Source organism: Paracoccus sp. TD-10, from assembly GCF_048270675.1.
Taxonomy (GTDB): Bacteria; Pseudomonadota; Alphaproteobacteria; order Rhodobacterales; family Rhodobacteraceae; genus Paracoccus; species Paracoccus pantotrophus.
Genome location: NZ_CP182420.1, coordinates 318354 through 331888, shown reverse-complemented (window position 1 = coordinate 331888; position 13535 = coordinate 318354). Strand labels below are relative to the sequence as shown.

The 13535-nt window shown below is 67.2% G+C and carries 19 protein-coding genes; 16 read left to right on the top strand and 3 right to left on the bottom strand.

The window, feature by feature from the left end; genetic code table 11:
* Positions 1 to 51 precede the first annotated feature (51 nt).
* From ACNKFW_RS20390 to ACNKFW_RS20375, 4 genes are all read left to right on the top strand, one after another.
* On the top strand, positions 52 to 306 hold the full coding sequence (locus ACNKFW_RS20390; protein ID WP_418025821.1) for a helix-turn-helix domain-containing protein: 255 nt from the start codon (positions 52 to 54) through the stop codon (positions 304 to 306).
* Positions 307 to 434: 128 nt separating this feature from the next.
* Entirely contained in the window at positions 435 to 695 is a 261-nt protein-coding gene (locus tag ACNKFW_RS20385) for a DUF2285 domain-containing protein (RefSeq protein ID WP_418025819.1), read from the top strand.
* Between the two features lie 124 nt (positions 696 to 819).
* Entirely contained in the window at positions 820 to 1128 is a 309-nt protein-coding gene (locus ACNKFW_RS20380; RefSeq protein ID WP_418025817.1) for a transcriptional regulator domain-containing protein, read from the top strand.
* The gene (locus ACNKFW_RS20375; RefSeq protein WP_418025816.1) at positions 1094 to 1600 is read left to right on the top strand and encodes a DUF2285 domain-containing protein; all 507 of its coding nucleotides are present in this window, start codon (positions 1094 to 1096) and stop codon (positions 1598 to 1600) included. Before ACNKFW_RS20380 ends, ACNKFW_RS20375 begins: the two co-directional genes overlap by 35 nt.
* 122 nt (positions 1601 to 1722) lie before the next feature.
* Here the strand turns inward: ACNKFW_RS20375 and ACNKFW_RS20370 are convergent, their stop codons facing one another.
* Together ACNKFW_RS20370 and ACNKFW_RS20365 are read right to left on the bottom strand one after the other, a co-directional pair.
* Positions 1723 to 2121, bottom strand: coding sequence for a PIN domain-containing protein (locus ACNKFW_RS20370; RefSeq protein ID WP_418025814.1), 399 nt, complete (start codon positions 2119 to 2121; stop codon positions 1723 to 1725).
* On the bottom strand, positions 2118 to 2357 hold the full coding sequence (locus ACNKFW_RS20365; protein WP_418025812.1) for an AbrB/MazE/SpoVT family DNA-binding domain-containing protein: 240 nt from the start codon (positions 2355 to 2357) through the stop codon (positions 2118 to 2120). Before ACNKFW_RS20365 ends, ACNKFW_RS20370 begins: the two co-directional genes overlap by 4 nt.
* Before the next feature lie 203 nt (positions 2358 to 2560).
* Here ACNKFW_RS20365 and ACNKFW_RS20360 point away from each other — a divergent pair, with 203 nt between their 5' ends.
* The 12 genes from ACNKFW_RS20360 to ACNKFW_RS20305 all read left to right on the top strand — a co-directional run bounded on the left by ACNKFW_RS20360 (position 2561) and on the right by ACNKFW_RS20305 (position 12947).
* Positions 2561 to 2842 (top strand): helix-turn-helix transcriptional regulator, encoded by a 282-nt coding sequence (locus ACNKFW_RS20360; protein ID WP_011749445.1) that lies wholly within the window; start codon positions 2561 to 2563, stop codon positions 2840 to 2842.
* An 11-nt stretch (positions 2843 to 2853) separates the two neighbouring features.
* Positions 2854 to 3966 carry a replication initiator protein A gene (locus ACNKFW_RS20355; RefSeq protein WP_418025809.1) on the top strand — a complete coding sequence of 371 codons (1113 nt, stop codon included), beginning with the start codon at positions 2854 to 2856 and terminating at the stop codon, positions 3964 to 3966.
* Positions 3967 to 4102: 136 nt separating this feature from the next.
* Complete coding sequence (locus ACNKFW_RS20350; RefSeq protein ID WP_418025807.1) at positions 4103 to 4618, top strand: DUF2840 domain-containing protein; 516 nt, start codon at positions 4103 to 4105, stop codon at positions 4616 to 4618.
* On the top strand, positions 4615 to 6012 hold the full coding sequence (locus ACNKFW_RS20345; protein WP_418025805.1) for a DNA cytosine methyltransferase: 1398 nt from the start codon (positions 4615 to 4617) through the stop codon (positions 6010 to 6012). Before ACNKFW_RS20350 ends, ACNKFW_RS20345 begins: the two co-directional genes overlap by 4 nt.
* Entirely contained in the window at positions 6009 to 6575 is a 567-nt protein-coding gene (locus ACNKFW_RS20340) for a S26 family signal peptidase (RefSeq protein ID WP_418025803.1), read from the top strand. The genes ACNKFW_RS20345 and ACNKFW_RS20340 overlap by 4 nt, the downstream gene beginning before the upstream one ends.
* A 34-nt stretch (positions 6576 to 6609) precedes the next feature.
* On the top strand, positions 6610 to 6945 hold the full coding sequence (locus tag ACNKFW_RS20335; protein WP_418025801.1) for a DUF736 domain-containing protein: 336 nt from the start codon (positions 6610 to 6612) through the stop codon (positions 6943 to 6945).
* Positions 6946 to 6948: 3 nt separating this feature from the next.
* Positions 6949 to 7776, top strand: a complete 828-nt coding sequence (locus tag ACNKFW_RS20330) for a lytic transglycosylase domain-containing protein (protein ID WP_418025799.1) — start codon at positions 6949 to 6951, stop codon at positions 7774 to 7776.
* Between the two features lie 49 nt (positions 7777 to 7825).
* On the top strand, positions 7826 to 8407 hold the full coding sequence (locus ACNKFW_RS20325; RefSeq protein ID WP_418025797.1) for a hypothetical protein: 582 nt from the start codon (positions 7826 to 7828) through the stop codon (positions 8405 to 8407).
* On the top strand, positions 8404 to 8661 hold the full coding sequence (locus ACNKFW_RS20320; RefSeq protein ID WP_418025795.1) for a hypothetical protein: 258 nt from the start codon (positions 8404 to 8406) through the stop codon (positions 8659 to 8661). Before ACNKFW_RS20325 ends, ACNKFW_RS20320 begins: the two co-directional genes overlap by 4 nt.
* On the top strand, positions 8658 to 10451 hold the full coding sequence (locus ACNKFW_RS20315; protein ID WP_418025793.1) for a relaxase/mobilization nuclease domain-containing protein: 1794 nt from the start codon (positions 8658 to 8660) through the stop codon (positions 10449 to 10451). The genes ACNKFW_RS20320 and ACNKFW_RS20315 overlap by 4 nt, the downstream gene beginning before the upstream one ends.
* Before the next feature lie 32 nt (positions 10452 to 10483).
* The gene (locus ACNKFW_RS20310; RefSeq protein WP_418025791.1) at positions 10484 to 12484 is read left to right on the top strand and encodes a conjugal transfer protein TraG; all 2001 of its coding nucleotides are present in this window, start codon (positions 10484 to 10486) and stop codon (positions 12482 to 12484) included.
* A gap of 13 nt (positions 12485 to 12497) precedes the next feature.
* Positions 12498 to 12947 carry a CopG family transcriptional regulator gene (locus tag ACNKFW_RS20305; RefSeq protein ID WP_017998408.1) on the top strand — a complete coding sequence of 150 codons (450 nt, stop codon included), beginning with the start codon at positions 12498 to 12500 and terminating at the stop codon, positions 12945 to 12947.
* Between the two features lie 183 nt (positions 12948 to 13130).
* On the opposite strand, the gene ACNKFW_RS20300 is transcribed toward ACNKFW_RS20305, so the two are convergent.
* Positions 13131 to 13508, bottom strand: coding sequence for a hypothetical protein (locus ACNKFW_RS20300; protein ID WP_072462940.1), 378 nt, complete (start codon positions 13506 to 13508; stop codon positions 13131 to 13133).
* Positions 13509 to 13535: the final 27 nt, after the last annotated feature.

Below are 13535 nucleotides of genomic sequence, written 5' to 3'. Positions count from 1 at the left end.
AATAGTCGTAGTTCTGGCGTGCACCTTCGCGTCTGTAGGAGGTGATCATTCATGATCACCGCCCGACAGTCGCGGGCCGCGCGCGCATTGCTTGGATGGACTCAGGAGACGCTCGCCGACAAGGCCCGCATATCGTTGACCGCTCTCAAGCGCCTCGAATCCGAAAGCGGACTCGCGGTCTACGAGAGCACGCGCGATGACGTGCGCCGGGCCCTTGAAAGCCACGGCATTCTGTTTCTGAGCACGGACAGGGGCGAAGGGGTGATGTATGTCCGCAACCGGCCAGGAAATAACGGCGACGGCTGATGCCAGGCGGCGGGAGTTGATCGGTGCTTCCGGTCGCGAAGGTGGGAATTGTTGTGAGTCGCGGCCCGGCATGGGATAGTGCCGCTGCGGGAAAACATCGCGATCGCCGGCTGGACGGGAGAGGGGATGTGACGGAGAAAGACTATCTCGAGGATGTGCCGAACGGCCCTGAACTGACGGATTACGACCGCCGGCACCAGAAGCTCTACATGCGGCTGCATGATTCGGCTGACGACGGAGCCGACTGGCGCGAAGCCGTCCAGATCCTTTTCGGCCTAGATCCTAATTGCGAGCCGGAACGGGCGCGCAGGATCTACGACAGCCATCTCGCCCGTGCGCGCTGGATGAAAAAAGACGGCTACAAGCTTCTGCTGCGCGACGGCCGCTGATCGCAGGTAGAAATCCGCCGATTTGCCTCTGCCGCACCCTCCCTTGCCCGGCAGGGGGTATTAGCGCAGACAAAAACTTCCAACCCTTGGCTGAACGCGCGAGAAATGGCTTCAACCTTGGGGTATGGACATGAAACCCGACCTGTCGAAGTGGCGATCCTCGCCGAGCTACGATTTCGTTGACGAAGTTGCAGCGCCCGATCTCGCCTGGGAATGGCTGCGGCGCAACGAGGACTATCAGCAGGACTATCGTGCCGTCGCGCGGCAGGAGACCACGGATGCGCCCGCCGTCCTTCGGTTCCGGAATCGCTGGGGGCTTACGTTTCCCGGTCCGGCCCGGACTCTCCTGCGTCGATACGCCGGTCTACTGGCTGCCGTCCCGCGATCCCGGCAGCATCGTGCTGGATGCGCTACCCTCCGTTCTGCCTGCTGAGGGCAACCTGTCCGACCTTCTCGCGGTCATGGATGCCAAGGCCGCCGCTGACGGCGTGTACGTCCGTTGCGATATCGGCGGCGGCCGGAGCCTGCATCTCCTGCGGCTGGCGGGTGTCGCCGAGCGCGCTCCGCTGGCCGTCGTCATCCCGCTCGACACGGACGGTCTCGACCGGATCGAGGCCGCGACGCGCCTTCTCTGCGCCCTGATGCGGCGCAGCGTTCCGCCGGATCGTCGCCTGACCGAACGCCAGCGCCAACGGGCCCGCCGGATGCTACAGGCCGTCGACGGGCGCATGAGTGGGGCGAGCTACCGCGATATCGCCCAGGCGCTCTATGGCCCCGATCGTGTCGGCGAGGAGTCCTGGAAAACCTCGGCCCTGCGGGACGCGGTCATGGGCTTCGTCAGGGATGCCCGCGCCATGATCGGCGGCGGCTATCGCCGGTTGTTGCGGCGGCGACGGCGGAAGTAGACGGCGATCCCGCCGTCTACCGCAGGCGCCTTCGCGCGATCAATCCGAAGCAGTTCTGGCTTGAACGAACCCGCTGGCGGCTATGCCCTGCTCGTTGGGGCGGCTGGGCTTGCCGCTGCCCGTCACGCTCCCAGCAGCCGCATGCCGGCATGGCTCGCGGCGCCGCGGTCGAAGGTCACGGTCTCGCTGCAGCCTTCCAGCCGCCCGCCATGCGCGATCAGCGCATCGGCGAAATCCGCCTTGGTGGCGCGATAGGTGGCCAGCGCCAGATAACCGGCCTCCGTGTGCTCCACGATCAACTCGCGCGACCGCAGCAGCACCTCCACGGCATCGGCGATGGCCTCGCGCGTCATCCGATAGGCACGCGTCAGCACCCAGACGGTTTCCACCAGCACCACCTGCGAGACGAAGCCGGGTTCCTCCGGTGTAAAGCCCTCGACGATCTCCGTGGCGATGGCCGCCTGTGCGGCGTCGTCCTGCGCCAGATAGCGCACCAGCACATTGGTATCGATGCCGATCATTCGCCGGTCGCTTCGCCCAGGATCGCCGCCTGCATGTCTTCCAGACTCACCGGTTTGTCGGGCCGGGGCACGATGCCCTTCAGCGCGCGGATCGAATGCGAGGCGGGCACGACCGCGTAATGGCCGTCGTCCATGCGCACGAAATCCACCCGGTCGCCGGGCGTCAGGCCCATGTCGATCCGGACCTTCTGCGGGATGGTGATCTGGCCCTTCGAGGTAATGGTCGCCGTCGGCATCGGATCGGTCCTTTCTGTCGGTAAGGGTAAAAGTAAGGCGCACGTGGTCTCGCGTCAAGTTTTCCGCGTCCGGAAGCGGGGCAGGGGGGTGAGATTTCAGCACCCCTGACTTCGCACTCCCTGCTGCCGTTTCTTCTCCGTCACCCTGTCCTCCATACGCCGCTGCCCGCCAGCGGCCTCGAGAACCGCACTGAGGCCCGACGATGAAGCCCGATCTTACCGACCTGCCGCCGCGCTTTCTGCGCACCCCGGAAGCCGCGTATTTCCTCGGCCTCTCCGGCCGGACGCTGGAAAAGCACCGCAGCTTCGGCACCGGCCCAGTCTTCCACAAGCTCGGCGGTCGCGTCGTCTATGCCGTCGATGACCTGCAGGCCTGGGCCGAGCGCGGGGCGGTCACTTCGACCTCCGATCCGCGCGGCACGGTGCTGCCCGCCAAGCGCCATGCCGTCGCGCCGCCGGCCCATGCCGGCCGCTACCGGCGCTGAGGGGGGCAGGGATGAGAACGCCCCGCCGCCCCCGCCTTTCCGGCGAGCGCCGCCGCCTCAGCCCCTTCGTGGTGACGGGCGCGGGCGGCGAGGTCCGCCCGCGCGATCAGCGCGACCTGATGGAACGGCCGTTCTTCTCGCTGGCCAAGACCCGCCGGGTGGTCCCGATCCTCTACGAGGCCGGGGGTGTCCGGGTCGAGGTCTACGGCTTTCCCGAGCACGGCATGGCCACGATCTGGGATGCCGACGTGCTGATCTGGGCCGCCAGCCAGATCGTCGATGCCGAGAACGCCGGGTTGAAGACCTCGCGCTTCCTGCGCTTCACCCCTTATCAGCTGCTCACCGCCATCGGTCGCCAGACCGGTGCGCGCGACTATCGCCTGCTCAAAGGCGCGCTGGCGCGGCTGCAATCGACGGTGATCCGGACCACGATCCGCCATGGCGAGCATTGGCGGCGGCACCAGTTTTCCTGGATCGGCGAATGGGAGGAGAGGACCACGGCCGGCGGCCGGGTCGAGGGCATGGAATTCGTGCTGCCCGAATGGTTCTATCGCGGCGTGCTCGACCGCTCGCTGGTCCTGACCATCGACCCGGCCTATTTCCGGCTCAAGGGCGGCATCGAGCGCTGGCTCTACCGCGTCGCCCGCAAGCATGCGGGTCGCCAGCCATCGGGCTGGTGCTTCGACATCCCGCATCTGCATGCGAAGTCGGGGAGTCTGGCCAAGCCCGCCGATTTTGCCTGCGACATTCGCCGCATCGCCGCCCGGCAGTCTCTGCCCGGATACCGGCTGCGGATCGAGCGCCAAGGCCATGTCGAGATGCTGCGGATTCATCCCGCCAGTTATCCACAACAGCCTGTGGATAACTCGGTGAACGGTATCGGGACTTCGGGCGTGGGAAATGTGGACGGTATCGGGACTTCAGGCGTGCGACTATCGGGACTTCGGGCGTGCCAGGGGCAGTCAAGTCTCTGGCCGGGCGAACGGAATCCGTCCCGTAACTTATCTAACTTAAAAGACTCTAACCTAGTAGGGGCACGCCGGGCGGTGGATAACCCCCGCCCGGGCGCCGATACGGTCCCTCATTCGCGAAACCGGCGCGGGCCGGAAGCGGGCGGCGAATGACCCCGCACGCGCTTCCCCCGTCGCAGCCAGGAGCATGCATCCGCTTTTCTCGACAGTATCACGATCCGCTGCGGGAACCTACGATATCCTCCGCCCCGATGCGCTCTTTCGCCGATCGGATGGCGCGGTGGCCGTCATGACGGACCGGATCGCTTCGTTGGGTGGAAAAGGCCCCGACCCTGCCGGGAACCCGTCCCTCACTCTGGTCGACCTGATCTGGCAGCAGAAGCGGGTCGAGCACTGGCTGCGCTTCGGGCGCTTCCGCCACGAACAGCGGATCGACCGTCAGCGCCGGACTGTTGGCTTCGTACCGGACAGCACCTTCGCCGTCGTGCGCTGGGCGGGCAACGATTACGGTACCGTGGTCTCGCGTCTCGACATCCTGCGGACTGTCGAGCGTGGCGAACCGTTCCAGACGCTGCCCTGCGTCCGTCCCGGCGCCGAGATCCTGCTGCGGGTCAGCGGCTGGCCGAAGGTCGAGCGGGTGCTGCAGGCGGTGGATGCCGTCGAGGCGCTGGGCATCGATCCTTGCGTGGTCTCGCCGGAGCATTGGCGCCATGTCCACAACCGCCTCACGGCGGGCGAGCCGTTCCGAACCTACACCAGGGCCCAGCACGCCGCCTGGCTGAAGCGCCGGAGGGTAGCGGAATGACCGCGGAACAGGCCTTCCTGTCCCTGCCGTTGCGCGTGCTCGACCTGTTCGGCGGTGCCGCGGGCGGCTGGTCGCTCGGCCTGCACCGGGCCGGCCTCGTCACCGTTGCCGCCTGCGAGATCGTGGAATGGCGGCGCATCCTCTATTCGGAGAATTTCCCGCATGTCAGACTCTACGCCGATGTCCGCGACCTCACGGCAGCTCGACTTGTTTCCGACCTCGGATGCCTGCCCGACATCGTCGTCGGATCGCCGCCCTGCCAGGACATCAGCAGCGCCAACACGAAGGGCAAGGGGATCGAAGGGGAAAGGTCGGGCCTCTATCTCGAGGCCGTCCGGCTGGTCGGAGAATGCCGGCCTCGCTGGTTCGCTTTTGAGAACAGCAGTAATCTCCGAACTCGCGGCGCCGACCGGCTGCTCGATGAGTTGGAAGCGCTCGGCTACGCCTGCTGGCCATGCGTGGTGGGCGCTGCGGATATCGGCGCCAACCACGTCCGCAAGCGGTCCTGGCTCATCGGCTGCGACCCCGGCCAGCTTGCCGACACCCGTGTCGCAATCCCAGCAGGGTGGATTGCGGATGGAAGGCGGATCGGGCGCACGCCGGGCGATGAAGGAGTCGGGTCTCTCCGACCTGTTCCGCAACCGGCCGCTGCCGACGCCGATGGCCTCGGACGGGATGAAGGACGGCGCGGGCGGCGGCGCGGGATCGACATATCCGCTGCGCATGATCCTGGCGACGCCGCGCAAGACGGATGCGGATCGCGGCGGCCGGGGCGATCTGCTGAGCCAGTTGCAGGGCCACAACAGCCGCCATGCGGGTATGACCGCGAGCAATCCGAAAGCACCGGAAATCCTGCCGACGCCGACGAAACGGGACAGCCGCATGGACGGCTGGAGCCCGGCCTACGACCGCCGGAAATCGCCGACCATGGACGCGGTGATGGACGGGGCGATGACCGACCGGGCGCCGGACAAATGGGCCGGGGCACGGGCGCTGGCGGCGATCCTGCGGAGCCATGGCCTGACTGGAACGGCGGCATTGCCCATCACCTATGCCTGGATGATGGGCTTTCCGCCTGGCTGGCTCGCACGCGCATTGCGCTCGGCAGTCGCAAGGGGACGTCTGCGGCCAGCCTGATCGTGGAGGCTTTCGGCGATGCGGTGGTGCCGCAGATCCCCGAAGCCATCGGCCGCGCCATCCTGCGCATCGAGATCGCGCTGAACGCGGTCCTCGGCGGCGCGTCGTCGGGGGACGCGACCGTTGGCAATAATGCATCCGTAGGCTGCGGTGCAGGCAATGCCGCTGTCGGCGGGGATGCTGCCGACCAGGCGGACGACGGTGCCGACGGCAATGCACCCTTCGACGATCCTGCGGGTCGCGGAGGTGCATCATGACCCGCAGGACCCGCTTCGGCTATCTCGCCGCAACCGCTCTCGCCGTGCTGGTGATCGTCGGCATCTCCGTCGCCGAGATCGCGCCCCGGCTGATCTGGAACGCGTCCGCCAGCCTTTCCATTGGGCTCTACCGCCTTGAACCGCCGACCCACCTCGCCCTCGGCGATCTGGTCGCGGTCGATCCGCCAGAGCCGATCACCCGGTTCGTCACCGCGCGCGGCTACGTCGGCCCCGGCGTGCCGCTGTTGAAGCGCGTCGCCGCGCTGCCCGGCGCGCGGGTCTGCCGCGAGGCCACCACGATCACCGTCAACGGCCAGATCCTCGGCGCGGCGCGCGAGCGCGACCGCCTCGGCCGGCTGCTGCCCACCTGGCAGGGCTGCCGGGTGATCGCCGAGGGCGAGGTCTTTCTCATGAACCGGGAGATCGGGGACAGTCTCGACGGCCGCTATTTCGGCCCGCTTCCAGCTACTTCCGTCATCGGCCGGGTGATCCCGCTCTGGCTGCGCGGCGACGGTGATCGCCACCGCGAACCTCGCCAGACACCCGCCTCGCTACCTCGCTGAACTTCAATCCAGCCGCAAACGAAAGGTTAAACCTATGCCACAGATCGGAGAATTCATCCGCACGCAATCGGGCTACGAGGGCCGCATCTGCACCGTCACCCTCGACCTGCAACTGGTCTTCGTGCCGACCCACAATGCCGATGTCGAGAACGCCCCCGACTATCGGATCCATCTCGGCGGCGAGGACGGCCCGGAAATCGGCGCCGGCTGGACCCATAGCGGCGAGAAGGCCGGAACCTATATCTCGGTCGCCTTGGACGATCCCACGCTCGTGCAGCCGATCCGCGCCCGGCTGTTCCAGTCCGACGAAGCCGGCCGGAACTGGGGGCTGCACTGGTCGCGCCCCAGAAAACGCGACGAGCGGGACTGAGAGATGCCGGTCTTCCTCCATCAACGTGCCGACGGGCGGGCTGGTACCGCCCGTCGTGCCGCAATCCTTCTTCTTTCCGGCCTGGCTTTCGTCGCCCTCCCGGCTGCCGGCCCGCTGGCGCAGACCGTGCAGCCGATGCAGCCGGCCGTGCAGGAAACCCGCGACCCCTTCGCGGTCCATGTGTCGGAAGCCTCGCTGCGCTTCGGCATTCCGCCCGGCTGGATCCGCGCCGTGCGCCATGTGGAAAGCCGCGGCAATCCGCAGGCCGTCTCGCCCAAGGGCGCCATGGGGCTGATGCAGATCATGCCCGAGACATGGGCGGCGCTGCGCGCGCGCCATGCTCTCGGCGACGATCCGTTCGATCCGCGCGACAACATTTTTGCGGGCGCCGCCTATCTGCGCGAGATGCACGACCGCTACGGCACCGTCGCCGCCATGCTGGCAGCCTACAATGCCGGGCCGGGGCGCTACGACGAACACCTGATCTCGGGCCGGGCCTTGCCGGCCGAGACCCGTGCCTATGTTGCAACGCTGGCGCCGTTGCTCGGCGGCTCGCCGCTTCCCGGTGGAGGCACCGCCGTGAAACCGTCGCCCGACTGGCGCGAGGCGCCGCTCTTTGCCGGCAGCAGGATCGACAGCCCGACTGCAGAACGAGTGCAGCCCGGCGGTCTGTTCATGCACCGGTCCGATGCAGAACCAGCGCAGTCCGATGGGGCATTGGCTGCCGATCCGGAACCGTCTGCCGAACCGCCCGACACCGCTTCAGACGCCCTCGCACCGCAGCCCGACAGTCTGTTCATTCGTCGATCCGACGCGGGAACAGCGCAATGAAAAATCATTCCAGATATTGCGCCGACTGCGCAGACAAGAGCCTGCAGCCATGAAAATCGCCTATGCCGACCCGCTCTATATCGGCTGCGCGCATCTCTACCGTGACCGGCCCGATTACGCCGGCGAGGTCGATCATACGGCGCTGATCGAGCGGCTCGAACGCGACTACGACGGCTGGATCCTGCATGCCGCCGCGACGCCCAGATCCATCGCTGTTCTCGCGCCCTCGGTCGAACGGGCGGGTGCGCGCTGGATGGCCTGGGTGAAAGGCTTCGCCGCCTTCAAGCGCAATGTGCCGGTCGCCTGGGCCTGGGAGCCGGTGATCGTCAAAGCCGCCCGGAAACCCGTGGTCAGCAAGCGGCTGGTGCTGCGCGACTGGATCCAGGAGAGCATCACCCTGCGTCGCGGCCTGACCGGCGCCAAGCCGGAAGCCGTCTGTCACTGGTGCTTCGAGATGGTCGCCGCGCGGCCCGAGGACACGCTCGACGACCTGTTTCCCGGCACCGGCGCCGTCACCGCGGCATGGCACTCATGGCAGCGGAAGTTCACCCTGCCGGAGGATCCGCTGCCGACCCCGCCGCCATCGGATAGTGCCCGCCGGGGGCGATCCCGACCGGGAGGTCCGTCATGAGCCCCGATCGCAGAAATCGCACTGCAGCGTATCCCAGCGAAGGAACGGGCGGCGCGGCCCTTGGGGCCACGCCGCCCTTGGGGCTATGGCAAGGTAAAAGCCCCGGCCCGTCCAAGACCTACGCCATTGACATGGCGGGTCTTTTCCGGGGGCGGTCGGTCGGCGGCGGTGCCGCTTTTTCCGGGTTTCGCCGCGATTTCAGCACCGATTTCGGCACTGTTGCGCGGATCGCGGGGCAGGGAGGTCCGGCATGAGCCATGACGACCGCGAGTTCCGCATCCGCCCGGGCAGGCCGCGCTCGACCCCGGCGCCGCGCAGCGGCAGCTTCGTCAATCAGGTGCTGCGCGCGGCACGGAAGGCGGGGCCGGTTCGAAAGGCGACACCGACCGGGGGCTCGTCGTCCTCGGGGCGACCCGTCCGCACCGGTCCTTCCACCTTCGGGCGCGGGCGGGCGGGCTTCAGCCGCTCGCGGCTGTTCTCGCCGCAGCGCCGGGTGGTGGTGAAGGCGCGGGTGGTCCGGCACAGGGGCCGGTCCTTCCGTTCGGCGCCGATGACGGCCCATCTCGCCTATCTCCAGCGCGAGGGCGTCCACCGCGACGACAGCGACGGGCTGATGTTCGACGCCCGCAGCGACGATGCCGACGATCCCGCCTTCGCGGAGCGCTGCCAGGACGACCGGCATCATTTCCGCTTCATTGTTTCCCCCGAGGATGCGTCCGACATGACCGACCTGCGCGCCTTCACCCGCGATCTGGTGAAGCAGATGGAGGCCGATCTCGGCACGAAGCTCGACTGGATCGCCGCCGATCACTGGAACACCGACAACCCGCATGTGCATCTGCTGCTGCGCGGCAAGGACGACGCCGGCAAGGATCTGGTCATCTCGCGCGACTATATCAGCTACGGGCTGCGCTCGCGGGCCGAGGAACTGGTCTCCCTCGAACTCGGCCCGAAGCAGGAGTACGAGATCCGCTCCGCCCTGGAACGCGAGGTGACGGCGGAACGCTGGACCCGGCTCGATGCCGCGATCCGGCGCCAGGCCGACGAGCTGGGCTTCATCGACCTGCGCCCCGACGCCCCGATCAAGGGTGAACCGGCGGGCCGGAGTCCCGAACCTCGGCGGCTGATGATCGGGCGGCTGCAGCATCTGGAGAAGATGGGCCTCGCCACCTCGGCCGGTCCCGGCGAATGGATGCTGGGGCTGGAGGCGGAATCCACCTTGCGCGACCTCGGCCGGCGCGGCGATATCGTCAGCCGGATGCACCGCGCCTTCGCCGGGCGTGGCGAGGAACGGGCTGTTCTCGACTATGTCACCGACAGCGGCCGGGACGGCGCGCCCGTCATCGGCCGACTGGTCGATCTCGGGTTGCATGACGAGCTGACCGGCGAGGCCTATGCGGTGATCGACGGCACCGACGGCCGCGCCCATCATATCCGCCTGCGCGGGATCGAGGCCTTCGACCAGGCCCCGCCGCTCGGCGGCATCGTCGAGTTGCGCCGCTTCGGCGGGCCGGAGGATCCGAACCCGACGCTGTGGCTCGCCCATCGTTCCGATCTGGATCTGCAAAGCCAGATCGCCGCGCCGGGCGCCACCTGGCTCGATCACCGTCTGGTCGAGCGCCGGCCGATGCCGCTGGCCATGGGCGGTTTCGGCAAGGAGGTGCGCGAGGCGATGGATGCCCGCGCCGAGCATCTGGTCGGGGAAGGCCTCGCCCGGCGCGAGGGTGGGCGCATCCTGGTGCGGCGCCATCTGCTCGCCACCCTGCGCCGCCGCGAACTCGATGCGGTCGGTGCCGAGCTCGCCCGGAAAACCGGGCTGCGGCATGTGCAAGCCAGAGCTGGCGACAATGTCGCCGGCACCTGTGGCCGGCAGCTGTCCCTCTCGTCGGGCCGCTTCGCCGTCATCGACGACGGTCTGAGCTTCCAGCTGGTGCCCTGGTCGCGCGACCTCGAAGGCCAGATCGGCCGGCATGTCTCCGGCGTGGCGAAACCGGGCGACGGCATCGACTGGTCGCTGGGGCGCAGGCGCGACCTCGGGCTGTAACGCAAGAACCCTTGTTGAAAGGAGGTGTTTCCATGTCCGGCACGAAGATCCTCTGGGGCCAGATCAGCGTGGTCTTCCTGATCGTGCTGATCTTCGTCTGGTCCGGCACGCAATGGACGGCCTGGCGGCTCGGCTTCCAACCCCAGCTCGGGCCGCCCTGGTTCGAGGTCTGGGGCATTCCGGTCTATTACCCGCCGGCCCTGTTCTGGTGGTGGTATTTCTACGACGCCTATGCCCCGCGCATTTTTGTCGAGGGCGGTATCATCGCCGCCTCGGGCGGGTTCCTCGCCATCGGCATCGCCATCCTGATGTCGGTTTATCGGGCCCGCGAGGCTGCCGATGTCGACACCTATGGCTCGGCGCGCTGGGCTGGCCGCGCCGAGATCGAACGAGCAGGGCTGCTCGGTCTCGATGGGGTGGTGCTGGGCCGCTACGATCAGGGCTACCTGCGCCATGACGGGCCGGAGCATGTGCTCTGCTTCGCGCCGACCCGATCCGGCAAGGGCGTCGGGCTGGTGGTGCCGACGCTGCTGACCTGGCCCGGCTCGGCCATCGTCCATGACATCAAGGGCGAGAACTGGCAGCTGACCGCCGGGTTCAGGGCCAGGCATGGCCGGGTGCTGCTCTTCGATCCTACCAATGCGGCCTCGGCTGCCTACAATCCCTTGCTGGAGGTCCGCCGCGGCGAATGGGAGGTGCGCGACGTCCAGAACATCGCCGATATCCTGGTCGATCCCGAGGGCTCGCTGGAAAAGCGCAACCATTGGGAAAAGACCAGCCACGCGCTGCTGGTCGGCGTCATCCTGCATGTGCTCTATGCCGAGGAGGACAAGACCCTCGCGCGCGTCGCGGCCTTCCTCTCCGATCCGCGCCGCTCGATCGAGGCCACCCTGGCGGCGATGATGAAGACCCCGCATCTGGGCGAGGCCGGACCGCACCCGGTCATCGCCAGCGCCGCACGGGAACTGCTGAACAAATCCGAGAACGAACGCTCCGGCGTGCTGAGCACGGCGATGTCCTTCCTCGGCCTTTATCGCGACCCGGTCGTGGCGGCCGTGACATCGCATTGTGACTGGCGCATCGCCGATCTGATCGCGGGCGAGATGCCCTCGACGCTCTATCTGGTGGTGCCGCCCTCCGACATCTCGCGCACCAAGCCGCTGATCCGGCTGGTGCTGAACCAGGTCGGCCGCAGGCTGACCGAGGATCTGCATGCGAAGGACCGCGGGCACCGGGTGCTGATGCTGCTCGACGAATTCCCGGCGCTGGGGCGGCTGGACTTCTTCGAATCCGCCCTGGCCTTCATGGCCGGCTATGGGCTGAAGGCTTTCCTGATCGCGCAGTCGCTGAACCAGATCGAGAAGGCCTATGGCCCGAACAACTCGATCCTCGACAACTGCCATGTCCGGGTCAGCTTCGCCACCAATGACGAACGCACCGCGAAGCGGGTCTCGGAAGCGCTCGGCACCGCCACCGAGATGAAGGCGATGAAGAACTATGCCGGCCATCGCCTCGCGCCCTGGCTCGGCCATATCATGGTCTCGCGCTCCGAGACCGCCCGGCCGCTGCTCACACCGGGCGAGGTGATGCAGCTGCCGCCGGAGGACGAGATCGTCATGGTCGCGGGCACTCCGCCGATCCGGGCCCGGAAGGCGCGCTACTATGCCGATCCGCGCTTCAGGGAGCGGATGCTGGCCCCGCCCGATCCGCGCGAGGTTGCTCCATCACCGCGACCAGACGACTGGACCGGGCTGAAGCCGCCGAAGCAGGCGGCGGATCGGGCAGGGGCCGGTGAAACGTCCAAGGCAAAACGCCAGGACAAGGCCAATTCCGGCCTGCGCCGCGAGCCGGAACTGCCCGAGCATGTCGAGATCGTCCACGAACGGAAGGAACCGTCGCCGGAGGACGAGTTCAGGCAGCTGCTCGGTGACGATCAGGCGGATGCCGCGCGCCAGCGCCAGGCGCTGCGCCGCAAGATGGCTGGTGTCGCCCGGCAGGCCTCGATGGATCCCGGCGACGATATTCCCATGTAAGGAGTCAAAAAACATGCGCCAACGACTGAACGTCTATTTCCCGCCCGCACTGCTGCGGCAGATCTCGGATCTCGCCGACAGCAGGAAGGTCTCGCGCTCGGCCATCGTCGAGGCCGCCGTCGCTTCCTTTCTCTCGCCCGACGATGCCGACCGGCGCGAGGCGGCCTTTACCCGCCGGCTCGACCGCATGTCGCGCCAGATCATGCGGCTCGAACGCGATGTCGGCCTCTGCGCCGAAACCCTGGCGCTCTTCGTCCGCTTCTGGCTGACCGTCACGCCGCCGGTCCCGGCCGAGGGCTACGCCGCCGCCCAGGCCAAGGGCCGCGAACGCTTCGAGGGCTTCGTCGAGACCCTCGGCCGCAGGCTGCAATCCGGCGAGAGCTTTCTCAAGGAGATACCGGAGGATGTCGCGGGGGCGGGGGATGAGCCGGCCAAACTCGACCCTGCCGAAGGGGCCGTATGACAACACTTTCTGTTCCGGCGGGGCGGTAGCCAGGACCGTTAAATGGCGAGGATTCTTATTCGAGGATCATTGCATCAAGAGCGGGAGCGTGTCGTTTCATCTCGAACACCCACCATGGCGGGCTCGCCGCTTCCCGCCAACACAGGCCTTTGTTTTGCGGGGAATTATTGCCATTGGGGATGGTTAAGGCGCGAGACGTTCCGCTAGCCTATCAATTTTCCCCTCATCGCCCGGCTCCATCGGGAGGACCTGGATAAGCACGTCCGTGAACCCCTCCTCGTGGAGGGCATAGATCCTATGCCGGCCGTCCATGACGTCGAAATCGTCCCCGCCCCTGAGACTCAGTTCCGTCGGCGTGACCTGGCCGCTAGTCCGGATGATGTTTTTCCAATGGGAAAGCTTTCCCGGTTTGAAGTCCGCATACTGACCAAGCCTTGCCTCCTTCGAAAGGGTCCAGCGATATGGATCCTCCCTCATCTTCTCGTCGATCTTTGCGATCGACGCCCAGAAGGTCTTCGCAGCCGGAAACTCAGCTTCGGTCCAGTGCGGGTATCGCGGCATCTGCTCCCCTTGAGAAAACGAACGTGG